The organism is Luteimonas soli (assembly GCF_042648865.1).
GTDB lineage: Bacteria > Pseudomonadota > Gammaproteobacteria > Xanthomonadales > Xanthomonadaceae > Luteimonas > Luteimonas soli.
In genome coordinates this window covers 115,202-136,358 of the sequence record NZ_JBHRYA010000001.1, presented here as the reverse complement: position 1 = coordinate 136,358, position 21,157 = coordinate 115,202, and the positions used below count along the sequence as shown (strand labels likewise).

19 protein-coding genes are annotated in these 21,157 nt (G+C 68.2%); 11 read left to right on the top strand and 8 right to left on the bottom strand.

From position 1 onward, the window contains the following. Positions 1-23 precede the first annotated feature (23 nt). Together ACFONC_RS00615 and glmS are read right to left on the bottom strand one after the other, a co-directional pair. Positions 24-524: a DUF411 domain-containing protein gene (locus ACFONC_RS00615; protein ID WP_386741596.1), complete on the bottom strand. Its 501-nt coding sequence runs from the start codon at positions 522-524 to the stop codon at positions 24-26. Continuing rightward, the gene (gene glmS / locus ACFONC_RS00610; protein ID WP_386741595.1) at positions 521-2,359 is read right to left on the bottom strand and encodes a glutamine--fructose-6-phosphate transaminase (isomerizing); all 1,839 of its coding nucleotides are present in this window, start codon (positions 2,357-2,359) and stop codon (positions 521-523) included. Before glmS ends, ACFONC_RS00615 begins: the two co-directional genes overlap by 4 nt. Before the next feature lie 284 nt (positions 2,360-2,643). Between glmS and ACFONC_RS00605 the strand changes: the two genes are divergently transcribed. From ACFONC_RS00605 to ACFONC_RS00560, 10 genes are all read left to right on the top strand, one after another. Next, complete coding sequence (locus ACFONC_RS00605; protein WP_386741593.1) at positions 2,644-3,942, top strand: efflux RND transporter periplasmic adaptor subunit; 1,299 nt, start codon at positions 2,644-2,646, stop codon at positions 3,940-3,942. A 2-nt stretch (positions 3,943-3,944) separates the two neighbouring features. Continuing rightward, complete coding sequence (locus ACFONC_RS00600) at positions 3,945-4,154, top strand: hypothetical protein (RefSeq protein ID WP_386741591.1); 210 nt, start codon at positions 3,945-3,947, stop codon at positions 4,152-4,154. A gap of 101 nt (positions 4,155-4,255) precedes the next feature. After that, positions 4,256-4,987, top strand: a complete 732-nt coding sequence (locus ACFONC_RS00595) for an ABC transporter ATP-binding protein (RefSeq protein WP_386741590.1) — start codon at positions 4,256-4,258, stop codon at positions 4,985-4,987. Positions 4,988-5,105: 118 nt separating this feature from the next. Further along, positions 5,106-6,437 carry an ABC transporter permease gene (locus tag ACFONC_RS00590; protein ID WP_386741589.1) on the top strand — a complete coding sequence of 444 codons (1,332 nt, stop codon included), beginning with the start codon at positions 5,106-5,108 and terminating at the stop codon, positions 6,435-6,437. Beyond that, entirely contained in the window at positions 6,437-7,654 is a 1,218-nt protein-coding gene (locus tag ACFONC_RS00585; RefSeq protein WP_386741588.1) for an ABC transporter permease, read from the top strand. Before ACFONC_RS00590 ends, ACFONC_RS00585 begins: the two co-directional genes overlap by 1 nt. A gap of 64 nt (positions 7,655-7,718) precedes the next feature. Continuing rightward, complete coding sequence (locus ACFONC_RS00580; RefSeq protein ID WP_386741586.1) at positions 7,719-9,029, top strand: ABC transporter permease; 1,311 nt, start codon at positions 7,719-7,721, stop codon at positions 9,027-9,029. A gap of 125 nt (positions 9,030-9,154) precedes the next feature. Further along, a complete protein-coding gene (locus ACFONC_RS00575) occupies positions 9,155-10,387 on the top strand; it encodes an ABC transporter permease (RefSeq protein WP_386741585.1) in 1,233 nt (410 codons plus the stop codon). A gap of 35 nt (positions 10,388-10,422) precedes the next feature. Continuing rightward, positions 10,423-10,803 carry a four helix bundle protein gene (locus ACFONC_RS00570; protein WP_386741584.1) on the top strand — a complete coding sequence of 127 codons (381 nt, stop codon included), beginning with the start codon at positions 10,423-10,425 and terminating at the stop codon, positions 10,801-10,803. A 36-nt stretch (positions 10,804-10,839) separates the two neighbouring features. Next, on the top strand, positions 10,840-12,183 hold the full coding sequence (locus tag ACFONC_RS00565) for a sigma-54-dependent transcriptional regulator (protein WP_386741582.1): 1,344 nt from the start codon (positions 10,840-10,842) through the stop codon (positions 12,181-12,183). Positions 12,184-12,423: 240 nt separating this feature from the next. Further along, a complete protein-coding gene (locus tag ACFONC_RS00560) occupies positions 12,424-13,734 on the top strand; it encodes a sensor histidine kinase (RefSeq protein ID WP_386741580.1) in 1,311 nt (436 codons plus the stop codon). Between the two features lie 151 nt (positions 13,735-13,885). Here the strand turns inward: ACFONC_RS00560 and glmU are convergent, their stop codons facing one another. Next, on the bottom strand, positions 13,886-15,253 hold the full coding sequence (gene glmU, locus ACFONC_RS00555) for a bifunctional UDP-N-acetylglucosamine diphosphorylase/glucosamine-1-phosphate N-acetyltransferase GlmU (protein WP_386741579.1): 1,368 nt from the start codon (positions 15,251-15,253) through the stop codon (positions 13,886-13,888). A gap of 143 nt (positions 15,254-15,396) precedes the next feature. Between glmU and ACFONC_RS00550 the strand changes: the two genes are divergently transcribed. Next, the gene (locus tag ACFONC_RS00550; RefSeq protein WP_386741577.1) at positions 15,397-15,780 is read left to right on the top strand and encodes a GtrA family protein; all 384 of its coding nucleotides are present in this window, start codon (positions 15,397-15,399) and stop codon (positions 15,778-15,780) included. A gap of 129 nt (positions 15,781-15,909) precedes the next feature. Here the strand turns inward: ACFONC_RS00550 and ACFONC_RS00545 are convergent, their stop codons facing one another. The 5 genes from ACFONC_RS00545 to ACFONC_RS00525 all read right to left on the bottom strand — a co-directional run bounded on the left by ACFONC_RS00545 (position 15,910) and on the right by ACFONC_RS00525 (position 21,157). After that, the gene (locus ACFONC_RS00545) at positions 15,910-16,335 is read right to left on the bottom strand and encodes a F0F1 ATP synthase subunit epsilon (protein ID WP_386741576.1); all 426 of its coding nucleotides are present in this window, start codon (positions 16,333-16,335) and stop codon (positions 15,910-15,912) included. A gap of 83 nt (positions 16,336-16,418) precedes the next feature. After that, positions 16,419-17,843 carry a F0F1 ATP synthase subunit beta gene (gene atpD / locus ACFONC_RS00540; RefSeq protein ID WP_386741574.1) on the bottom strand — a complete coding sequence of 475 codons (1,425 nt, stop codon included), beginning with the start codon at positions 17,841-17,843 and terminating at the stop codon, positions 16,419-16,421. A gap of 144 nt (positions 17,844-17,987) precedes the next feature. After that, entirely contained in the window at positions 17,988-18,851 is an 864-nt protein-coding gene (atpG, locus tag ACFONC_RS00535; RefSeq protein WP_386741572.1) for a F0F1 ATP synthase subunit gamma, read from the bottom strand. Between the two features lie 82 nt (positions 18,852-18,933). Continuing rightward, positions 18,934-20,484, bottom strand: a complete 1,551-nt coding sequence (gene atpA, locus ACFONC_RS00530; protein WP_386741570.1) for a F0F1 ATP synthase subunit alpha — start codon at positions 20,482-20,484, stop codon at positions 18,934-18,936. Between the two features lie 145 nt (positions 20,485-20,629). Beyond that, positions 20,630-21,157, bottom strand: coding sequence for a F0F1 ATP synthase subunit delta (locus ACFONC_RS00525; protein WP_386741568.1), 528 nt, complete (start codon positions 21,155-21,157; stop codon positions 20,630-20,632).

Here is a 21,157-nt window from a genome sequence, read left to right as displayed (position 1 = left end):
TGCGCCAGGTGCTTTCGTGAGACTCAGTGCCGCGCGAACACCGCGGTGCTGCCGTCCCGGTGGACCAGTTCGACGGCGTAGGGCTGGGTGCGCCCGTCCGGCATTTCCATGCCCGGCGAGCCCAGCGGCATGCCCGGGACCGCGAGCCCCTTTGCACCCGGGCGCTGCGCGAGCAGCCGCTTGATGTCTTCCGCGGGCACGTGGCCTTCGATGAAGTAGCCGGCGACGAACGCGGTATGGCACGAATGCTTGCCCGCCGGGACGCCGGCGCGTGCCTTGACCGGCCGCATGTCGTCCTCGTCGCGGGCATCGACCTCGAAACCGGACTCGCGCAGGTGCGCGATCCATCCGTTGCAGCAGCCGCACGTCGGCGACTTGTGCACGACGATGCGCGGCAGTTCACCCGGCGTGGCCGGCGTTTCGGCCGTCGCCTGGGTGGGCGGCGCCGGTTCGGCGCATCCGGGCAACGAGGCCGCCGACAACGGCAGTAGCGACACCAGGAGCAGGACGTTGCGAAGGTTCATTCCACCGTCACCGACTTGGCCAGGTTGCGCGGCTTGTCCACGTCGGTGCCGCGTGCCAGCGCCACGTGGTAGGCGAGCAGCTGCACCGGGATGGTGTGCACGATCGGGCTGAGCACGCCGACGTGGCGCGGGGTGCGGATCACGTGCACGCCTTCGGACTCGCTGAAGTTGCTGTCGGCGTCGGTGAACACGAACAGTTCGCCGCCTCGGGCGCGGACTTCCTGCATGTTGGACTTCACCTTCTCCAGCAGGTTGTCGTTGGGCGCGATCACCACCACCGGCATGTCGGCGTCGACCAGCGCGAGCGGGCCGTGCTTGAGTTCGCCGGCCGGGTAGGCCTCGGCGTGGATGTAGGAGATTTCCTTGAGCTTGAGCGCGCCTTCCAGCGCGATCGGATAGTGCACGCCGCGGCCGAGGAACAGCGCGTGCTGCCTGGGCGCAAAGCGCTCGGCCCAGGCGGCGACCTGCGGCTCCAGGTTGAGCGCGTGCTGCACGCTGCCGGGCAGGTGGCGCAGCGCTTCGATGTATTCGGCTTCCTTGTCTTCCGGCAGGCGGCCGCGCAGCTTGGCCAGCGTCGCGCACAGGGTGAACAACGCCACCAGCTGGGTGGTGAACGCCTTGGTGGAGGCAACGCCGATCTCTGCGCCGGCGCGCGTGTAGAACACAAGCCTGCTAGCGCGCGGAATCGCGCTTTCGGGCACGTTGCAGATCGACAGGGTCTTGTCATGGCCGAGTGACTTGGCGTACTTGAGCGCCTCCATGGTGTCGAGCGTTTCGCCCGACTGCGAGATCGTCACCACCAGGTGCTTCGGGTTGGCCACGGCGGTGCGGTAGCGGTACTCGCTGGCGATCTCGACGTTGCACGGCAGGCCGGTGATCGCCTCGATCCAGTAGCGGGCGGTGGAGCCGGCGTAGTAGCTGGTGCCGCAGGCGAGGATCTGCACGCCTTCGACACCCTCCAGCACGGCCTCCGCGTCGTCGCCGAACAGTTCGGCGCTGAAGGCACCGGCATCGATCACCGCCTCGATGGTGTCGCCGATCGCGCGCGGCTGCTCGTGGATCTCCTTCTGCATGAAGTGGCGGTAGGGGCCGAGTTCCAGCGACGCCAGCGACACGTCGGAGACGTGCACTTCGCGCTCCACCTGCGCGCCCTCTCCATCGAACACGCGCACGGCCTCGCGCGTGACTTCGGCGGTGTCGCCTTCTTCGAGGAAGATCACACGGCGCGTGGCCTGGATGATCGCCGAGACGTCGGAGGCAATGAAGTTCTCGCCCTCGCCCAGGCCGACCAGCAGCGGGCAGCCCATGCGCGCGCAGACCATGCGTCCAGGTTCGGCGCGGCTGACCACGGCCAGCGCATACGCGCCGTGCAAGTCCTTGACCGCGAGCTGCAGCGCGGCGAGCAGGTCGTTGCCTTGCTTGAGGTAGTGGTGGATCAGGTGGGCGATGACCTCGGTGTCGGTCTGCGACTCGAACTCGTAGCCCAGCGCGGCCAGTCGTTCGCGCTGCTGTTCGTGGTTCTCGATGATGCCGTTGTGCACCAGCGCCACGCCGTGGCTGACGTGCGGATGGGCGTTGAGCTCCGTCACGCCACCATGCGTGGCCCAGCGGGTGTGGCCGATGCCCAGGTTGGCGTGGAAACCCTCGGCGCTGGCGGCCGCTTCCATTTCCGCGACGCGGCCGGTGCGGCGCACGCGGCGGATGTCGCGGCGTTCGGATTCGTCGACCACGGCGATGCCGGCCGAGTCATAGCCACGGTATTCGAGGCGCTTGAGGCCCTCGACGAGGACGGGAACCACATCGCGATCCGCGATCGCGCCGACGATGCCGCACATGGATGGGGAGACTCCTTCTTGGGATGGACGATTGTAAACGGCGCACGGCAACGGACCTTGCAGGCGCGCGCCGGGCGCGGCCAGGATTCCCCGGTAACGCCTGTCGCGCCCGGTGCGTTCCCACGGAAACGCGAATTGCCGGGGAAAGCGTCCGCGCGGACGCCGCGGGTGTCCGCGCGGACAGTGTCCGCGGCCGGGAATCGGCCACGAATCAATGGCTTGCGGTTGGCACGCATATTGCGCATTGCAACCACATGAAGCCTTCGGACATCCAAACCCCAAGCATGGAAAACCGCTCCCGCATCCGCGACACCTCCGGCCAGGACCACGTGGTATCGACCCCCGCCGGTTCATTCAGGCGCCACCGCAAGGCATGGCTGGTCGGCGGCATCGCCGGCGCCGTGGTGCTGGCGCTGGCGGCGTGGGTAGTCATCGGCTGGACCTCGGGCGGGCGTTCCTACGACGCCAGCCGCGTGCGCATCGCGCAGGTCACCCGCGGCGACCTGGTGCGCGACCTGTCGGCGGACGGCCGCGTGATCGCCGCCAACAGCCCGACGCTCTACGCCATCGCCGCGGGCACGGTCGCGCTGAAGGTCGTTGCCGGCGACGTGGTCAAGAAGGGCGAGCCGCTGGCCGTGATCGACAGCCCCGAACTGCGCAGCAAGCTGGTACAGGAGGAATCCACGCTCGCGAGCATGGAGGCCGAGGCCAGCCGCGCGGTGCTCGACGCGCAGATCGCCCGCGCCGCGGCGCGCAAGGTGGTGCAGCAGGCCGAGATCAGCCGCACCGCCGCGCAGCGCGACCTGGAACGCTACCAGCGCGCCTTTGAGGGCGGCGCGGTGTCGCAGAATGAACTTGCGACCGCGCAGGACCAGCTGAAGAAGGCCGAGATCGAACTGGCCAGCGCGAAGAAGGACTTCGACCTGCAGGGCCAGGGCGCCGGCCTGGACGCGCGCAACAAGCGCCTGCTGGCCGATCGCCAGAAAGCGGTCGTGACCGAACAGCAGCGCCAGGTCGACGCGCTGACCATCCGCGCGCCGTTCAACGGCCAGGTCGGCCAGGTCCACGTGCCGCAGGGCACCAGCGTGGTCGCCAACGGCCCGGTGCTGAGCGTGGTGGACCTGGACAAGTTCGAGGTCGAGATCAAGGTGCCCGAGAGCTTCGCCCGCGACCTCGGCATCGGCATCCCGGCGCAGGTCACCAGCAACGGCAAGGTCTACAAGGCCGAGGTGTCGGCGGTGTCGCCGGAAGTCGTCAACGGCGAGGTCAACGCCCGCCTGCGCTTCGCCGACGGCCAGCAGCCCCCGGGCCTGCGCCAGAACCAGCGGCTGTCGGCGCGCATCGTGCTCGACACGCGCAAGAACGTGCTGATGGTCGAGCGCGGCCCGTTCCTGGAGCAGGACGGCGGCAGCTTTGCGTGGGTGGTCAAGGATGGCAGCGCCACGCGCCGCCCGATCCAGGCCGGCGCCAGCAGTTTGAGCAGCGTGGAAATCGTATCCGGGCTGGAGGAAGGCGATCGCATCGTCGTCTCGGGCACGGACCAGTTCGGCAACGCGGAGCAAGTCCGCATCAACGGAGAGTAACCATGTCTTCCCCCGCCTATTTCTCCTTCCCGCAGCAGTGGAACGCGCAGGACCTGGCCGACGCCATGCCGCGCCGCCTGCGCCTGTCGCAGATGGTCGACTTCGACGCGGTCCGCGAAGGCGCCGTGGCTGCCAACAGCGTGCCGCGGACGCGGCTGACGCAGGCGTACCTGCGCGTCGCCGAGTTGCCGCGGATGTTCCGCGTTACCTGAAATGCAGGGCGGGTCTTGACCCGCCTTCAGGCAGCCTCCCGGCAGCCCCTCCCGCGGCGGGTCAAGACCCGCCCTACGCAAACCCATCAAGGAAACCTCCGATGCTCGACATGCGCCAGGTCACCAAGGTCTACCGCACCGAACTGGTCGAGACGCACGCGCTGCGTTCGCTCGACCTGCACGTGAAGGAAGGCGAATTCGTCGCCGTCACCGGCCCGTCCGGTTCCGGCAAGACCACCTTCCTCAACATCGCCGGGCTGCTGGAGACCTTCACCGGCGGCGAGTTCACGCTCGACGGCGAGAACGTCAAGGGCCTGTCGGACAACCAGCGCAGCAAGCTGCGCAACCAGAAGATCGGCTTCATCTTCCAGAGCTTCAACCTGATCCCGGACCTGAACCTGTTCGACAACTGCGACGTGCCGCTGCGCTACCGCGGCATGCCGGCGAACGAACGCAAGCTGCGGATCGAAGACGCGCTGGGGATGGTGGGCCTGGGCTCGCGGATGAAGCACTTCCCGGCCGAGCTGTCGGGCGGCCAGCAGCAGCGCGCGGCGATCGCGCGCGCGCTCGCCGGCAGCCCGCGCCTGCTGCTCGCGGACGAACCGACGGGCAACCTCGACTCGCAGATGGCGCGCAGCGTGCTGGAGCTGCTGGAGGACATCAACTCGCAGGGCGCGACGATCATCATGGTCACCCACGACCCGGAGCTCGCCGCGCGCGCGCAGCGCAACGTGCACATCGTCGACGGCATGGCGACCGACCTGTCGGTGGAGCCGAGCCTGTCGCGCATCCGCGAACAGAAAGCAGGGAACGAATCGTCGACTTCCGCGTAGAGCCTGCCCCGGACTTGATCCGGGGGTGGACCTCAACCCGTCTTTGCCCGGTACGCAAGACAGAAGACGTCAATCGGTAACGCCATGGCGGGTCAAGACCCGCCCTACGGAGTTCTTCATGTTCGGCTACTACGCCAAGCTCTCTCTGCGCAGCCTCCGCCGCAACTGGGTGCTGAGCGCGTTGATGGTGATGGCGATCGCGCTGGGCATCGGCACCAGCATGACCACGCTGACGGTGATGCGCCTGCTGTCGGGCGACCCGATGCCGGGCCGCAGCGACACGCTGTTCTACGCGCAGGTGGACGCCAGGCCGGACAGCGCCACGCGCCGCGAGCCGCTGGACATGATCGACTACCGCTCGGCGGTCGACCTGTGGAGCGCGAAACGCGCCGACCGGCAGACGATGGTCGCGCGCAGCCCGGTGAAGCTGCAGGCGCCCGGCACGCGGCAGTCACCGTCGATGGGCACGATGCTGTCGACGACTTCGGACTTCTTCACGATGTTCGACGTGCCGTTCCGCTACGGCGGCCCCTGGCGCGCGGAAGACGGCGAGAAGCGCGCACGCGTGGCGGTGATTTCCGCCGACCTCAACCGGAAGCTGTTCGGCGGCGTCGACAGCGTCGGCCGCGAACTGCAGATCCGCGGCACGTCGGTGCGCATCGTCGGCGTGCTCGACGACTGGCGGCCGCGGCCGCTGTTCTACACCGTGGCCGGCGGCAACTTCGCCCAAGGCGATACCGGCGACTTCTACGGCAAGCCGCAGGACGTGCTGGTGCCGTTCTTCACCAGCCTGGAACTCAACGACGGCCACTTCCAGCAGTTCACCTGCTGGGACTTGCCGGAGACGCCGGGCAGCCTGCAGAACACGCCCTGCGTCTGGATCGGGCTGTGGGCACAGCTCGACGATGAGGAGGCGGTGGCCGGGTATCGCCGCTTCCTCAACGACTACGCCGCGCAGCAGAAGGCCATGGGCCGCTTCGCGAGCACCAACAACGTCCGCCTGCGCAACCTGATGCAGTGGCTCGACTACAACCACGTGGTGCCCGCCGACGTGCGCGTGCAGACCTGGCTGGCGTTCTCGTTCCTGGCGATCTGCCTGTTCAACACGGTCGGCCTGCTGCTGGCGAAGTTCCTGCGCCGCAGTGGCGAGATCGGCGTGCGGCGCGCGCTCGGCGCCAGCCGTTCGGCGGTGTTCGCGCAGTGCCTGGTGGAGGCCGGCATGATCGGCCTGGCCGGCGGCTTCGCCGGCTGGCTGCTGACCCTGGCCGGCCTGTGGCTGGTGCGCCGGCAGCCGGCTGCGTATGCCGATCTCGCCCACCTGGACCTGCCAATGTTCCTGGTCACGTTCGCGCTTGCCGTGGCCGTGAGCCTGCTGGCGGGCATGCTGCCTGCCCTGCGTGCCAGCCGGGTTGCGCCGGGGCTGCAGATCAAGACCCTGGGAGGCGTGTGATGCACATCCGCCCCATCCTCTCCGCACTGTCCCGGCATCGCGCTTCCACGCTGCTGATCGCGCTGGAAATCGCGCTGGCCTGCGCGGTGCTATGCAACGCCTGCTTCCTGATCATCCAGCGGCTGGACAACATGCGCATCGACAGCGGCGTCGACGAGGCCTCGCTGGCGGTCGTGCGGCTGGACGGTTATTCCGACCAGCCGGCGAACGACCTGAACGCGCGGATGCTGGCCGGGCTGCGCGCGATTCCCGGCGTGGAGTCCGTGGCGGTCATCAACGCGGTGCCGTTCGGCCAGCAGGCTGGCGCAGCCGGCATCTTCCTGGACGCGGAGAACGAACACTTCGGCGGCGTGGTGGATTTCTATGTCGGCAGCCCCGGCAGCCTGGAGACGCTGGGCCTGCGCGTGGTCGCCGGACGCGCACCGCAGGCCGCCGACTACCAGCCCGTATCCAACTTCGTCCCCGAGGATGCCCAGGTGCTGGTGACGCGCGCGCTGGCCGAACAGCTGTGGCCGGGCGCCGACCCGTTGGGCCGGGAGTTCTGGCTGAGCGGGGACCGCCACTTCCGGGTCATGGGCGTGCTCGACCACCTGGCGATCGCGCGCCCCGGGGGCCGCGGCGCCCACAGCGCGGAATGGTCGGTGTTCGTCCCCGCGCAGCCGGGCCCGCAATTGCTCGGCAACTACGTGCTGCGCGCCGCGCCCGGGGACCTGCCGCGCGTGATGCGCGCCGCTCGCGAAACCGTCGCCAGGGTTGCGCCCACCGTCGTGCTGGACGAGGAACAGACCGCGACCCTGGGCGAACTGCGCGAGCGCTACTTCCGCAGCGACCGTGCCATGGCCGGCCTGCTGGTCGGGACGATCGTGGCGCTGCTGCTGGTCACCGCGCTGGGCATCGTCGGCCTGACCAGCTTCTGGGTCTCGCAGCGGCGCCGGCAGATCGGCGTGCGTCGTGCGCTGGGTGCCACCCGCGGCGACATCCTGCGCTACTTCCAGACCGAGAATTTCCTGATCGTCAGCGCCGGCATCGTGATGGGCATGCTGCTGGCCTACGGCCTCAACCAGGGCCTGATGCAACAGTACGAGCTCGCGCGCCTGCCGGCGTTCTACCTGCCGGTCGGCGCCATCGTGCTGTGGCTGCTGGGCCAGGTCGCGGTGCTCGCGCCGGCGCGGCGCGCGACGCGGGTGTCGCCGGCCGAAGCGACGCGATCGATCTGACCGATGAATGCAACACGCGCCGTCGCGACCGCCGCGGCGACGCCACCACCAGGAGCAACGATCCATGTTCGCCTACTACCTCAACCTCGCGCTTCGCAGCTTCCGCCGCAACAAGGTGCTGACCGCGCTGATGGTGCTGGCGATCGCGCTGGGCATCGGCGCCAGCATGACCACGCTGACGGTGTTCCACGTCCTGTCCGGCGATCCCGTGCCGACGCGTAGCGGTGAGCTGTTCTACGTCCAGCTCGACCCGGAAAGCATGCGCGGCTACACCCCGGGCGAGGAGCCTTCCCAGCAAGTCACCCGCTTCGATGCCCAGACCCTGCTGCGCGAAAAGCGCGGCGACCGGCAGGCGATGATGACCGGCGGCAGCGCCGCGATCACGCCGCAGAAGCAGGGGCTGTCGCCGTTCTACGCCGACGCGCGCTACACCACGGCCGACATCTTCCCGATGTTCGACATGCCGTTCCTGTACGGCGGCGGCTGGAGTGCGGTCGAGGACGAGCGCCATGCGCGCGTGGTGGTGATCGCCAAGGCGCTCAACGACAAGCTGTTCGGCGGCGCCAACAGCGTCGGCAAGACGGTACGGCTGGAGAATGACGATTTCCGCATCGTCGGCGTCCTCGACCAGTGGCGTCCCACGCCGCGCTTCTACGACATGAACAGCGACCGCTTCGGTGAGCTGGAACAGGTGTTCATCCCGTTCTCCGTCTCGCGCGACCTGAAGATGAGCCGCAGCGGCAGCATGGACTGCTGGGGCGATTCGGGATCCGATCCCGAGGGCGAGGCCGGCGTGAACGCACCGTGCGTGTGGATCCAGTACTGGGTGCAGCTCGACACGCCGGCGAAGGTTGCCGACTACCACCGTTACCTGGTGAACTATTCCGACCAGCAGCGCGCCAACGGCCGCTACGAGCGCCCAACCAACGTGCGCCTGCGCAGCGTGATGGAGTGGCTGGACTACAACAAGGTCGTGCCCGGCGACGTGCGCCTGCAGGTGTGGCTGGCGTTCGGCTTCCTGCTGGTCTGCCTGCTCAACACGGTGGGCCTGCTGCTGGCCAAGTTCCTGCGTCGCAGCAGCGAGGTCGGCGTCCGCCGCGCGCTGGGCGCGTCGCGGCGGGAGATCTTCATGCAGTGCCTGGTCGAGGCCGGCGTGGTCGGCATGGCCGGCGGCATCGTCGGCCTGGCGCTGGCCTGGCTCGGCCTGTGGGCCGTGCGCCAGCAGCCGACGAGCTATGCCGAACTCGCACACCTCGACCCGCTGATGCTGCTGACCACCTTCGCGCTCGCCGTCGGCGCCAGCCTGCTGGCCGGCGTGATCCCGGCCTGGCAAGCGATGCAGGTCACCCCGGCCATGCAACTGAAGAGCCAGTAGGTCGGGGCTACGCCCCCGACGCCCCGCGCGCCAACGGTCCACGGCCAACCGGACCACCCGACGCGGACACCCTTCACCACCGTCGGCCTTCACGCCGGCATGCGCTTCCCACCGAGGAAACCACCATGGAACTGCGCCCCATCCTCTCCACCCTGCTCCGGCACAAGACCGCCGCGGCGCTGATCGTGCTCGAGATCGCGCTCAGCTGCGCCATCGTCTGCAATGCCCTGTTCCTGATCGGCAACCGCATCGAGCGGATCAACCTGGTCAGCGGCGTGGCAGAGAACGAGGTCGTACGCATACAGCTGGCCGGCATCGGTGCCGACGACGATGCGGACGCACTGACCCGCAGCGACCTGGCCCTCCTGCGCGGCCTGGCGGGCGTCAAGGCCGCGACCGTCACCAACCAGGTGCCGTTCGTGAAGTCGTCCTGGAACACTTCGGTGAGAATGAGCACGGACCAGAAGCAGCCGACGCTGAGTGCCACGGTCTACATGGGCGAGAACCAGTTTCTCGACACCCTCGGGCCGAAGCTCGTGGCCGGCCGCCAGTTTGCACCGGATGAGTTCATCGAGTGGTCGGCGTTCAACGCACCCGACGCCGACATCGAGATCCCCTCGGTCATCATCACCCGCAGCATGGCCGACAAGCTGTTCCCCGGGCAGGACGCCGTCGGCAAGTCGTTCTACAGCTGGGGCGACGATCCGATCCGGATCATCGGCATCGTCGATCATCTGGTGCGCCCGAGCGAACAGGGCGGCCCGGCCGCGCACGAATATTCGATGATCTTCCCCATCCGGGCGCCCTACTCGCTGGGCGGCAACTACCTGCTGCGCACCGACCCCGCGCGCCGCGCAGAGGTGCTCAAGGCCGCGATGGCCACGCTTGAACGCAACGGCCCGAACCGCATCATCCTCACCGACAACACCAAGACGATGGAAGAGCTGCGCGGCGAGTACTACCGCGCCGACCGCGCCATGGTCTGGTTGCTGGTGGCGGTGATCGTCGCGCTGCTGGTAGTGACCGCGCTGGGCATTGTGGGCCTGGCCAGTTTCTGGGTGCAGCAGCGCACCAAGCAGATCGGCGTGCGCCGCGCGCTGGGCGCGACGAAGGGGCAGATCCTGCGCTACTTCCAGACCGAGAACTTCCTGCTCGCCACGGTCGGCATCGTGCTGGGCATGCTGCTGGCGTTCGCGATCAACCAGATGCTGATGGGCAAGTACGAACTGCCGCGCCTGCCACTGGTGTACCTGCCGATCGGCGCGGTGGCGCTTTGGGTGCTGGGCCAGATCGCGGTGTTCTGGCCCGCGCGGCGCGCGGCGGCGGTACCGCCGGCGGTGGCGACGCGGAGTGTGTAGATTGGGGCTGGGATCTGGGGACTGGGGGCTATGGAATGGCCGAAGTGGTGAAAAGTTTCAGGGACTTGCAGGTATGGCGGGAGGCAATTGATCTGGTAGAGCTGGTCTATCGGGCATTGGCTACGTTCCCTGCAGACGAGCGGTTCGGACTGACTTCACAATTCCGCCGATCTTCGGTGTCGGTACCATCCAATATCGCGGAGGGGCACGCGCGACCCACGACTCGCGACTACTTGCGGTTTCTTGGCATCAGCCTTGGATCACTTGCGGAGATGGAAACCCAGCTCCTCATCTCGCATCGTCTAGGCTATCTCGACGATGCAGCGCTCGATCCCATCGCCCAGTCCAGCACCCGCATAGGTCGCATGCTGCGCACCCTGATGAAATCCTTGCAAGCCAAACTCCCCGCTCCCTAGCTCCCAGTCCCCAGATCCCAGCCCCCGCCTCTCCCCATGCCCACGATCCTCGTCATCGACGACAATCCCTCCGTCGCCACCGCGCTCGACGTGCTGTTCTCGCTGCACGACATCGACACGCTGCGCGCGGAGTCGCCGCAGGACGGGCTGGAACAGCTGCAACGCCACGACGTGGACCTGGTGGTCCAGGACATGAACTTCCACGCCGACACCACCTCGGGCGAGGAAGGCGTCGCGCTGTTCCACGAAATCCGCGCGCGGTTCCCCGACCTGCCGGTGATCCTGCTCACCGCGTGGACGCACCTGGAAGCGGCGGTGGACCTGGTCAAGGCGGGCGCGGCGGACTACCTCGCCAAGCCCTGGGACGACCAGAAGCTGATGGCGACGGTGAACAACCTGCTCGAACTCGGGCAGGCGCAGCGCGAACTGTCGCGCCAGCACGCCGGCGAGCGCCAGCGGCGCACGGCGCTGCTGCGCGAGAACGACCTGCGCGGGCTGGTGTTCGACGATCCAGCCAGCGAGGCGACCGTGGCGCTGGCCTGCCAGGTCGCGCGCTCGGACATCCCGGTGCTGGTCACCGGGCCCAACGGCACCGGCAAGGAGAAATACGCCGAGATCGTCCACGCCAACTCGCACGTGCGCAACGGCCCTTTCGTGGCGCTCAACTGCGGCGCGCTGCCGGCGGACCTGATCGAGGCCGAGCTGTTCGGCGCCGAACCGGGTGCGTACACCGGCGCCAACAAGGCGCGCGAAGGAAAGTTCGAGGCCGCCGACGGCGGCACCCTGTTCCTGGACGAGGTCGGCACGCTACCGCTGGCCGGGCAGGTCAAGCTGCTGCGGGTGCTGGAGACCGGGCGCTTCGAGCGCCTGGGCGGCAATCGCGAGCGCAACGTGCGCGTGCGCATCGTCAGCGCGACCAACGCCGACCTTGCCGCGCTGATCGCCGACGGCCGCTTCCGCGAGGACCTGTTCTACCGCCTCAACGGCATCGAGCTGCGGCTGCCGCCGCTGGCGCAGCGCCCGCGCGACATCCTGCCGCTGGCGCGGCATTTCCTGCCCGATGGCAAGCACCTGGCCGAGGACGCCGAGCGCGCGCTGCTGCGCCATGCGTGGCCCGGCAACGTGCGCGAGCTGCGCAACACGATGCAGCGCGCGGCGCTGCTGGCGGCCGGGGACGAGGTGTTCGCCGCCGACCTCGGCCTGCAGCCGGCGCCACGTGCGGCCAGCGCCGCGACAACGGGCGACGAGCCGGACCGTGCGGCGATCGAGGACGCGCTGGAACGCAACCACGGCGTGCTCGCGCAGGCCGCCGCGGAGCTGGGGCTGTCGCGGCAGGCGCTGTACCGGCGGCTGGACCGGCTCGGGATCCGGCGGGACTGATGGCGTGCACATGACCGACGCGCCCGCGATACGGCATTTGCCGTCCTTCCTTCTGGCGTCATATCCCCCGGCGTCATTCCCGCGAAAGCGGGAACCCAGTGACCTGATCGCATGCGGGCCAAAGTCACCGGGTTCCCGCTTTCGCGGGAATGACGGCCTGTGGTGCTCTCGTGGAAATGACCGGCTCTTGCATTCGCGCGTGCGCGACGCTCATTCCGGTCACGCGGCAAGGAGCGCCTGATGCACTGGTGGCACCGCCTCCCGCTGAACGTCGTCTACGCCGCGCTGACCCTCGGCTACATGCTCGCTGCCGCCGCGCTCACGCTGCTGCTGCAGCGCTGGTTGCAGCCGTGGGCGGCGCTGCTGGTCGCGGTCGCGCTGCCGCTGCCGCTGTTGCTTTACCACGTGCGCCGGGTGTTCGCGCCGGCGCGCTCGCTGTTCCGCGCATTGGCCGGCAGCGTGGCCAGCTATCGCGACGGCGACTTCAGCGGCGGCGTCTCCTGGCAGGGCCGCGGCGAACTGCGCGAACTGGTCGAAAGCCACAACCAGCTCGGCCGCGTGCTGCGCGACCAGCGGCAGGCGCTGGTGCAGCGCGAACTGCTGCTGGACACCATCGTGCAGAACACGCCCGTCGCCACGCTGCTGCTCGATTCCACGCGGCGCGTGGTGCTGGGCAACCTGGCGGCGCGCAAGATGTTCGGCGACGGGCGCAAGCTCGAAGGGCAGTCGTTCGACGCGCTGCTCGACGGCACCAGCGACGCGGTGCGCGAAGCGTTCTCCCGCGGCGGCGACGGCATGTTCACCGTCGGCGACGAGGACCAGGAGGACATCTACCACCTGAGCCGCCGTCGCTTCCGCCTCAACGGCCGCCAGCACGAACTGGTGCTGCTGCGCCAGCTCACCGCCGAGCTGCGCCGGCAGGAAGTGCAGACGTGGAAGAAGGTGATCCGGGTGATCAGCCACGAGCTCAACAACTCGCTCGCGCCGATCGCCTCGCTCGCGCATTCCGGCGCGGAGTTGCTGCGCCGCGGCCAGCACGAGCGCCTGCCGACCGCGCTGGCGACCATCGAGGAGCGCGCGCGCCACCTGGAAGGCTTCATCCGCGAATACGCGCGCTTCGCCAAGCTGCCTGCGCCGCGGCTGCAGCCGGTGGAATGGCGGCGTTTCGTCGCGCAGCTGCGTAGCCAGGTCGAGTTCGTCGTCGACCTGCACCCGGCCGACGGCACCACGCGCCTGGACGCCGCGCAGGTCGAGCAGGCGCTGCTGAACCTGCTGCGCAACGCTCATGAGTCGGGAAGCGCGCCCGGGGAGGTCAAGCTGTCGCTGCGGCACATCCCCGGCCACTGGCGCATCGATGTCCTCGACCGCGGCAACGGCATGAACGAGGCGGTGCTGGCCAACGCGCTGCTGCCGTTCTACTCGACCAAGCGCCACGGCACCGGCCTGGGCCTGGCGCTTGCACGCGAGATCGCAGAGGCACACGGCGGCCGCATCGCGCTGCTCAATCGCGACGGCGGCGGGCTGTGCGTGTCGATGGTGCTGCCGGAGTAGGTCGGGCCTGCGTGCCCGACGCCCCGCGCGACCGGAAAGCACACCGGGCACAAGGTCCGCGCAGGCAATCGATGGTGCGGTGTCGGGGGCGTAGCCCCGACCTACGGGTTGTCGGGCGTTGCCAACGATGCCGGGGACGTCGCCACGCGATTCACGATTTCTTCGTCGGGCGCTGCCAGCCTTCGATGGTGACCTGGCGCGCGCGGGCGACGGTGAGTTTGCCGGCAGGGGCGTCGTTGCCGATCACCGAGCCTGCGCCGATCGTGGCGCCCTTGCCGATGGTCACCGGCGCGACCAGCGACGCGTTCGAACCGATGAAGGCGTTGTCCTCGATCGTCGTCGTGAACTTGTTGGCGCCGTCGTAGTTGCAGGTGATGGTGCCGGCGCCGACGTTGACGCCGGCGCCGATGTCCGCGTCGCCCAGGTAGGTCAGGTGGTTGGCCTTGCTGCCCACGCCCACGCGTGCGTTCTTGGTCTCGACGAAGTTGCCCACGTGCACGCCGTCGGCGAGCACGGTACCCGGGCGCAGCCGCGCGAACGGCCCGACCTGCACCGCGCCCTCGGTGCGCGCTCCGTCGATGTCGCAGTGCGCGCGCACTTCGGTGCCGGCGGCGAGGTCGGCGTCGCGGATGCGGCAGAACGGCCCGATGCGGACGCCCTCGCTCAGCGAAACCCGGCCTTCGAGCACGACGTCGACATCGATCTCGATGTCGCTTTCGACCGTGACCTCGCCGCGGATATCCACGCGCGCCGGATCGGCGAAGCGCACGCCCTGTACGCACAGCGCCCGCACCTGGCGGCGCTGGAACGCGCGTTCGAGCTGCGCGAGCTGCCACGGATCGTTGGCGCCCTCGGTTTCGATCGGATCGTCGACGGCGACCATCTCGGCGGCGTTGTACTCGGCGGCGGCCATGGCGAACACGTCGGTCAGGTAGTACTCGCCTTGCGCGTTGTCGCTGGACAGCCGCTGCAGCCAGCCCTTCAGCGCGACCGCATCGGCGGCGAGGATGCCGGTGTTGACGGTGCGGATATGGCGCTGCTCTTCATCGGCGTCCTTGTGCTCGACGATCGCGCCGACGCGGCCTTCGGAATCGCGCACGATGCGGCCATAGCCGGTCGGATCGTCGAGGTCGGCGACGAGTACCGCGATGCGGCCGTCCGCGGCGAGCAGTCGCTGCAGCGTGGCGGTGGTAATCAGCGGCACGTCGCCGTACAGCACCAGCACCTGCGCGTCGTCGGGCACGTCCGGCATCGCCTGGCGCACGGCGTGGCCGGTGCCGAGCTGGCGCGCCTGTTCGACCCACTGCAGGTCCTCCTGCGCCGCGAAGGCTTCGCGCACCTGTTCGCCGCCGTGGCCGTGCACGACATGGATGGCGGCCGGCTGCAGCCCGCGCGCGGCGGCGATGACGTGGGCGAGCATCGGCTGCCCGGCGATCTTCTGCAGCACCTTGGGCAGGCTCGACTTCATGCGCTTGCCCTCGCCGGCGGCGAGGATCACGACGTGCAGTGGTGCGGTCATGCGGGGACCCTGGATGGAATCGCTGAATTCTAACGGCGCGCGCATTACGATGCCGGCCACGCCCGCCTTCCCGTCGCCCGCATGCCCGACGCCTCGCCCGTTATCCCGCCGCCCCGCCCGTCCACCGCCGGTCGTCGCCGCGCATGAGCCTGGGCCGGCAGGGCCGCCACTACCTGTTCATCGGTGGCATCCAGTGGCTGGTCGACTGGGGCGTGATGGTGGCGCTGAGCCATTTCGGCATGCGCATCGGCCCGGCCAACGTCGCCGGCAGGGTCAGCGGTGCGCTGCTGGGCTACTGGCTCAACGGCAAGCTGACCTTCGCCGGTGAAGACACGGCGGTCGGCCGCATCCAGCTGCTGCGCTTCCTTGCGATGTGGCTGGCCACCACCGCGATCAGCACCTGGTCGATGACCCACATCGACGAGATCTTCGGCCGCGGCTGGGCGTGGCTGGCGAAACCGGGCATCGAGGTCGTACTGGGCATCCTCGGCTTCGTGCTGTCGCGGCACTGGATCTACAAGCGCTGAACCGGGAATCGGACCTGGGGATTCGGACGTAGGTCGGGGCTACGCCCCCGACCTACGGCGCCGGAGCAGCCCCCCAAACAGGAAACGCCGGCTTGCGCCGGCGCCTCCATCTCGACTCCGAACCCCGGCTCAGTGCTTGAGGTTCTTGCGCAGCCGCTCCAGCGCGCTGAGCTGGGCGATGCTCATCGCCAGCTGGGTCTGCGCTTCCTCGGCGGACATCTTCGGGTCCTTGTTGGCCAGCGCACGCTCGGCTTCTTCCATCGCCGCGCGCACGGCGGCCTCGTCGATGTCCTGCGCGCGCACCGCGGTGTCGGCCAGGATCGTCACCAGCTGCGGCTGCACCTCGAGGATGCCGCCGGAGATGGCGAAATCGAGCGTCTCGCCGCCCGGCTGGGTCACCACGACCTTGCCCGGCTTGAGCCGGGTGATCAGCGGCGCGTGGCGCGGCGCGATGCCGAGCTCGCCCATCTCGCCGGTGGCGACGATCATTTCCGCCTCGCCGTGGAAGATTTCCTGTTCGGCGCTGACGATGTCGCAACGGATGGTGGATGCCATGGATCTTCTCTCGTAAGGCGGGCCTGGGCCCGCCGTGGCTTGTCGCGATGGCGGGTCGAGACCCGCCCTGCATCAGTCGCCGGTCAGGCGGCGACCTTCTTCGCCTTCTCGATCGCCTCGTCGATGCCGCCGATCATGTAGAACGCCTGCTCGGGGATGTGGTCGCACTCGCCGTCGACGATCATCTTGAAGCCGCGGATGGTGTCCTTCAGCGGCACGTACTTGCCCGGCGAGCCGGTGAACACTTCGGCCACGTGGAAGGGCTGGCTGAAGAAGCGCTCGATCTTGCGCGCGCGCGACACGGCCTGCTTGTCCTCTTCGGACAGCTCGTCCATGCCCAGGATCGCGATGATGTCCTTGAGCTCCTTGTACTTCTGCAGGGTCTGCTGGACGCGGCGGGCGGTCTCGTAGTGCTCGTTGCCGATCACGTTCGGGTCCATCATCCGCGAGGTCGAGTCCAGCGGGTCCACCGCCGGGTAGATGCCCAGCGACGCGATGCTGCGCGACAGCGCCACCGTGGAGTCCAGGTGGGCGAAGGTCGTGGCCGGCGACGGGTCGGTGTAGTCGTCCGCGGGCACGTACACGGCCTGGATCGAGGTGATCGAACCGGTCTTGGTCGAGGTGATGCGCTCCTGCAGCACGCCCATTTCCTCGGCCAGCGTGGGCTGGTAGCCCACCGCCGACGGCATGCGGCCCAGCAGCGCCGAGACCTCGGTGCCGGCCAGGGTGTAGCGGTAGATGTTGTCGACGAAGAACAGCACGTCGCGGCCCTTGCCGGTCTCGTCCTTTTCGTCGCGGAAGTATTCGGCCATGGTCAGGCCGGTCAGCGCGACGCGCAGGCGGTTGCCCGGCGGCTCGTTCATCTGGCCGTAGACCATCGCCACCTTGGACTCGGGGAAATTGTCCGGGCGCACGACCTTGGCTTCGATCATCTCGTGGTAGAAGTCGTTGCCCTCGCGGGTACGCTCGCCGACGCCTGCGAACACCGACAGGCCCGAGTGCTGGGTCGCGATGTTGTTGATCAGCTCCAGCATGTTGACCGTCTTGCCCACGCCGGCGCCGCCGAACAGGCCGACCTTGCCGCCCTTTGCGAACGGGCACATCAGGTCGATGACCTTGATGCCGGTTTCCAGCAGTTCGTTGGCCGCGGCCTGCTCTTCGTACGACGGTGCGTCGCGGTGGATTTCCCACTGTTCCTTCGCCTCGATCGGGCCAACCTCGTCGATCGGCTCGCCGAGTACGTTCATGATCCGGCCCAGCGTGGCCGCACCGACCGGCACCGAGACCGCGCGGCCGGTGTTCTCGGCCACCAGGTTGCGCTTGAGGCCGTCGGTGGAACCCAGCGCGATCGCGCGCACCACGCCGTCGCCCAGCTGCTGCTGCACTTCGAGGGTGATGTCGGTGTTCTGCACCTTCAGCGCGTCGTACACCTTCGGCACGTTGTCACGCGGGAACTCGACGTCGACGACGGCGCCGATGATCTGGACGATCTTGCCCTGGTTGCTCATTTTGTGTCGCTCCGATTACTTGTTTCGTTGCCGGATTTGTCACCGGCGTATCTGATTTCTTGTGATTGGTGATTCGTGATTCGAAAAGCGCGCTTCGCTGCCCCTGCCAATCACCAATCACGAATGACCAATCACGGCTTCCCGTTACACCGCGGCCGCGCCGCCCACGATCTCGGAAATTTCCTGGGTGATCGCCGCCTGCCGGGCCTTGTTGTAGACCAGGTTCAGCGTGTCGATCAGCTTGTTCGCGTTGTCGCTTGCCGCCTTCATCGCCACCATGCGCGCGGCGTGTTCGGAGGCGACGTTCTCCATCACTGCCTGGTACACCAGCGACTCGACATAACGGGTCAGGATGTGTTCGAGCACGGCCTGGGCGTCGGGTTCGTAGAGGTAGTCCCAGTCGTGGCGCGCGACCATGTCATCCGACGGCGGCAGCGGTAGCAGCTGGTCGAACGCCGCGCGCTGGGTCATCGTGTTGACGAAGTCGTTGTAGGCCAGGAACACTTTGTCGACCTTGCCGCCGTTGTAGGCGTCAAGCATCACCTTGACCACGCCGATCAGCTGGTCGACGCGCGGCTGGTCGCCCAGGTGGGTGACGGTGGCCAGCATCTCGACCTTGATCCGGCGGAAGAACACCGAGGCCTTCTGGCCGATGGTGACCACGTCGACCTCGACGCCCTTTTCCTGCCACTGGCGCATCTCGCCGAGCAGCTTGCGGAACAGGTTGTTGTTCAGGCCGCCGGCCAGGCCGCGGTCGGACGAGACGATGACGTAGCCGACGCGCTTGATCTGCTCGCGCTCGACCAGGTACGGGTGCTGGAACTCGGAATTCGCCTGCGCGATGTGCCCGATCACCTGCTTCATCGCGCGCGCATACGGGCGCGAGGCCTTCATCCGGTCCTGCGCCTTGCGGATCTTGGAAGCCGAGACCATCTCCAGCGCACGCGTCACCTTGCGGGTGTTCTGCACGCTCTTGATCTTGGTTTTGATTTCTCTGCCGCCGGCCATCTCTGCTTCCCGGTAGGGCGGGCCTTGACCCGCCGATTCGCTTCGTTTCTCGTGGTGGCGGGTCGAGACCCGCCCTACGGGATTACCAGCTTCCCGTTGTCTTGAAATCCTCGATGCCCTTGCGGAACGCGCCTTCGATGGCGTCGTTCCAGTCGCCGCTGTCGTTGACCTGCTTGATCAGGTCACCGGCGGTGTTGGCGAAGTGGGCGTGCAGGGCTTCTTCGAACGCGCCGATCTTCGCGACCGGGACGTCGTCCATGTAACCCTTGTCGACCGCGTAGATCGACAGCGCCTGCCCGGCCACCGACATCGGGGCGTACTGCTTCTGCTTCATCAGCTCGGTCACGCGCTGGCCGCGCTCGAGCTGCTTGCGGGTGGCTTCGTCCAGGTCCGAGGCGAACTGCGCGAACGCAGCCAGCTCGCGGTACTGGGCGAGCGCGATGCGGATGCCGCCCGAGAGCTTCTTCATGATCTTGGTCTGCGCCGAACCACCCACGCGCGAGACCGAGATGCCGGCGTTCACGGCCGGGCGGATGCCGGCGTTGAACAGGTCGGTCTCGAGGAAGATCTGGCCGTCGGTGATCGAGATCACGTTGGTCGGCACGAACGCGGACACGTCGCCGGCCTGGGTCTCGATGATCGGCAACGCGGTCAGCGAGCCGGTCTTGCCCTTCACTGCGCCGTTGGTGAACTTCTCGACGTAGTCCTCGTTGACGCGCGCGGCGCGCTCGAGCAGGCGGCTGTGCAGGTAGAACACGTCGCCCGGGAAGGCTTCGCGGCCCGGCGGGCGGCGCAGCAGCAGCGAGATCTGGCGGTAGGCCACGGCCTGCTTGGACAGGTCGTCGTAGATGATCAGCGCGTCTTCGCCGCGGTCGCGGTAGAACTCGCCCATGGTGCAGCCCGAGTACGGCGCGATGTACTGCATCGCGGCCGACTCGGAGGCGCTGGCGGCCACCACGATCGTGTGGTCCATGGCGCCGTGCTCCTCGAGCTTGCGCACGACGTTGGCGATCGAGCTGTTCTTCTGGCCGATCGCGACGTAGATGCACTTAACGCCGGTGCCCTTCTGGTTGATGATCGCGTCGATCGCCACCGCGGTCTTGCCGGTCTGGCGGTCGCCGATGATCAGCTCGCGCTGGCCGCGGCCGATCGGGATCATCGAGTCGATCGCCTTGTAGCCGGTCTGCACCGGCTGCGACACGCTCTTGCGCGCGATCACGCCCGGGGCGATGGTCTCCACCGGCGCGGTCTGCGCGGCATTGATCGGGCCCTTGCCGTCGATCGGCTCGCCCAGCGCGTTGACCACGCGGCCCAGCATCTCCGGGCCGGTCGGCACTTCGAGGATGCGGCCGGTGGTCTTGGCCACGTCGCCTTCGCGCAGGTGCTCGTAGTCGCCCAGCACCACGGCGCCGACCGAGTCGCGCTCCAGGTTCAGCGCCAGGGCGTAGGTCTCGTTGGGCAGTTCGATCATTTCGCCCTGCATCACGTCGGCCAGGCCGTAGATGCGCACGATGCCATCGGACACGCTGGTCACGGTGCCTTCGTTGCGCGACTCGGCGCCGAGCTTGACCTTCTCGATGCGGGTCTTGATCAGTTCGCTGATTTCGGACGGGTTGAGCGTGGTGGTTGCCATGTTCTCGTTTCCTGATTCGTGCGCCGCGGCTTGCGGCGTACGTTCTCGATTTCTATTTCGTGATTGGTGATTCGTGATTGGTGATTCGCGGAATCAAGCGCAACTGCTCTTTCGAATCACAAATCACGAATCACCAATCACGGCTTCACTGCGCCAGCGCGGCCTGCAGCCGCTCCAGCTTGCCCTTGAGCGAGCCGTCGATGACCACGTCGCCGGCGTCGATCACGGCGCCGCCGATCAGCGAGGCGTCGACCGCCGATTCCACGTCGACCTCGCGGCCGAAGCGTTTCTTCAGCGCGGCGCGGATGCCTTCGAGCTCGCTGGCAGGCAGCTCCGCGGCCGAGGTCACCCGCGCCTTGACCACGCGTTCGGCGTCGGCGCGCAGCTCTTCGTACAGGCCGGCGATCTCCGGCAGCAGCACGAGGCGGCGGTTGCCGGCCAGCAGCGCGAGGAAGTCGCGGAACAGCTGGTCCGCGTCTTCCGGCGCAAGCAGCACGACCGCGTCGGTGTCGGTCAGCGCCGGGTTGCCGAGCAGGCCGGCGACCTGCGGGTCAGCCGCCAGGCGCGCGGCGAGGCCGAGCGCGGCGGACCAGTCGGCGAACCTGCCGCCATCGCGCGCGATGGAGAACGCGGCGCGGGCGTAGGGACGGGCGAGGGTCAGGGCCTGGCTCAT

Coding starts and splice junctions, on each gene's coding strand:
- ACFONC_RS00615 (WP_386741596.1), bottom strand. CDS start 524: ATGAACCTTCGCAACGTCCTGCTCCTGGTGTCGCTACTGCCGTTGTCG.
- glmS (WP_386741595.1), bottom strand. CDS start 2,359: ATGTGCGGCATCGTCGGCGCGATCGCGGATCGCGATGTGGTTCCCGTC.
- ACFONC_RS00605 (WP_386741593.1), top strand. CDS start 2,644: ATGGAAAACCGCTCCCGCATCCGCGACACCTCCGGCCAGGACCACGTG.
- ACFONC_RS00600 (WP_386741591.1), top strand. CDS start 3,945: ATGTCTTCCCCCGCCTATTTCTCCTTCCCGCAGCAGTGGAACGCGCAG.
- ACFONC_RS00595 (WP_386741590.1), top strand. CDS start 4,256: ATGCTCGACATGCGCCAGGTCACCAAGGTCTACCGCACCGAACTGGTC.
- ACFONC_RS00590 (WP_386741589.1), top strand. CDS start 5,106: ATGTTCGGCTACTACGCCAAGCTCTCTCTGCGCAGCCTCCGCCGCAAC.
- ACFONC_RS00585 (WP_386741588.1), top strand. CDS start 6,437: ATGCACATCCGCCCCATCCTCTCCGCACTGTCCCGGCATCGCGCTTCC.
- ACFONC_RS00580 (WP_386741586.1), top strand. CDS start 7,719: ATGTTCGCCTACTACCTCAACCTCGCGCTTCGCAGCTTCCGCCGCAAC.
- ACFONC_RS00575 (WP_386741585.1), top strand. CDS start 9,155: ATGGAACTGCGCCCCATCCTCTCCACCCTGCTCCGGCACAAGACCGCC.
- ACFONC_RS00570 (WP_386741584.1), top strand. CDS start 10,423: ATGGCCGAAGTGGTGAAAAGTTTCAGGGACTTGCAGGTATGGCGGGAG.
- ACFONC_RS00565 (WP_386741582.1), top strand. CDS start 10,840: ATGCCCACGATCCTCGTCATCGACGACAATCCCTCCGTCGCCACCGCG.
- ACFONC_RS00560 (WP_386741580.1), top strand. CDS start 12,424: ATGCACTGGTGGCACCGCCTCCCGCTGAACGTCGTCTACGCCGCGCTG.
- glmU (WP_386741579.1), bottom strand. CDS start 15,253: ATGACCGCACCACTGCACGTCGTGATCCTCGCCGCCGGCGAGGGCAAG.
- ACFONC_RS00550 (WP_386741577.1), top strand. CDS start 15,397: ATGAGCCTGGGCCGGCAGGGCCGCCACTACCTGTTCATCGGTGGCATC.
- ACFONC_RS00545 (WP_386741576.1), bottom strand. CDS start 16,335: ATGGCATCCACCATCCGTTGCGACATCGTCAGCGCCGAACAGGAAATC.
- atpD (WP_386741574.1), bottom strand. CDS start 17,843: ATGAGCAACCAGGGCAAGATCGTCCAGATCATCGGCGCCGTCGTCGAC.
- atpG (WP_386741572.1), bottom strand. CDS start 18,851: ATGGCCGGCGGCAGAGAAATCAAAACCAAGATCAAGAGCGTGCAGAAC.
- atpA (WP_386741570.1), bottom strand. CDS start 20,484: ATGGCAACCACCACGCTCAACCCGTCCGAAATCAGCGAACTGATCAAG.
- ACFONC_RS00525 (WP_386741568.1), bottom strand. CDS start 21,157: ATGAGCCAGGCCCTGACCCTCGCCCGTCCCTACGCCCGCGCCGCGTTC.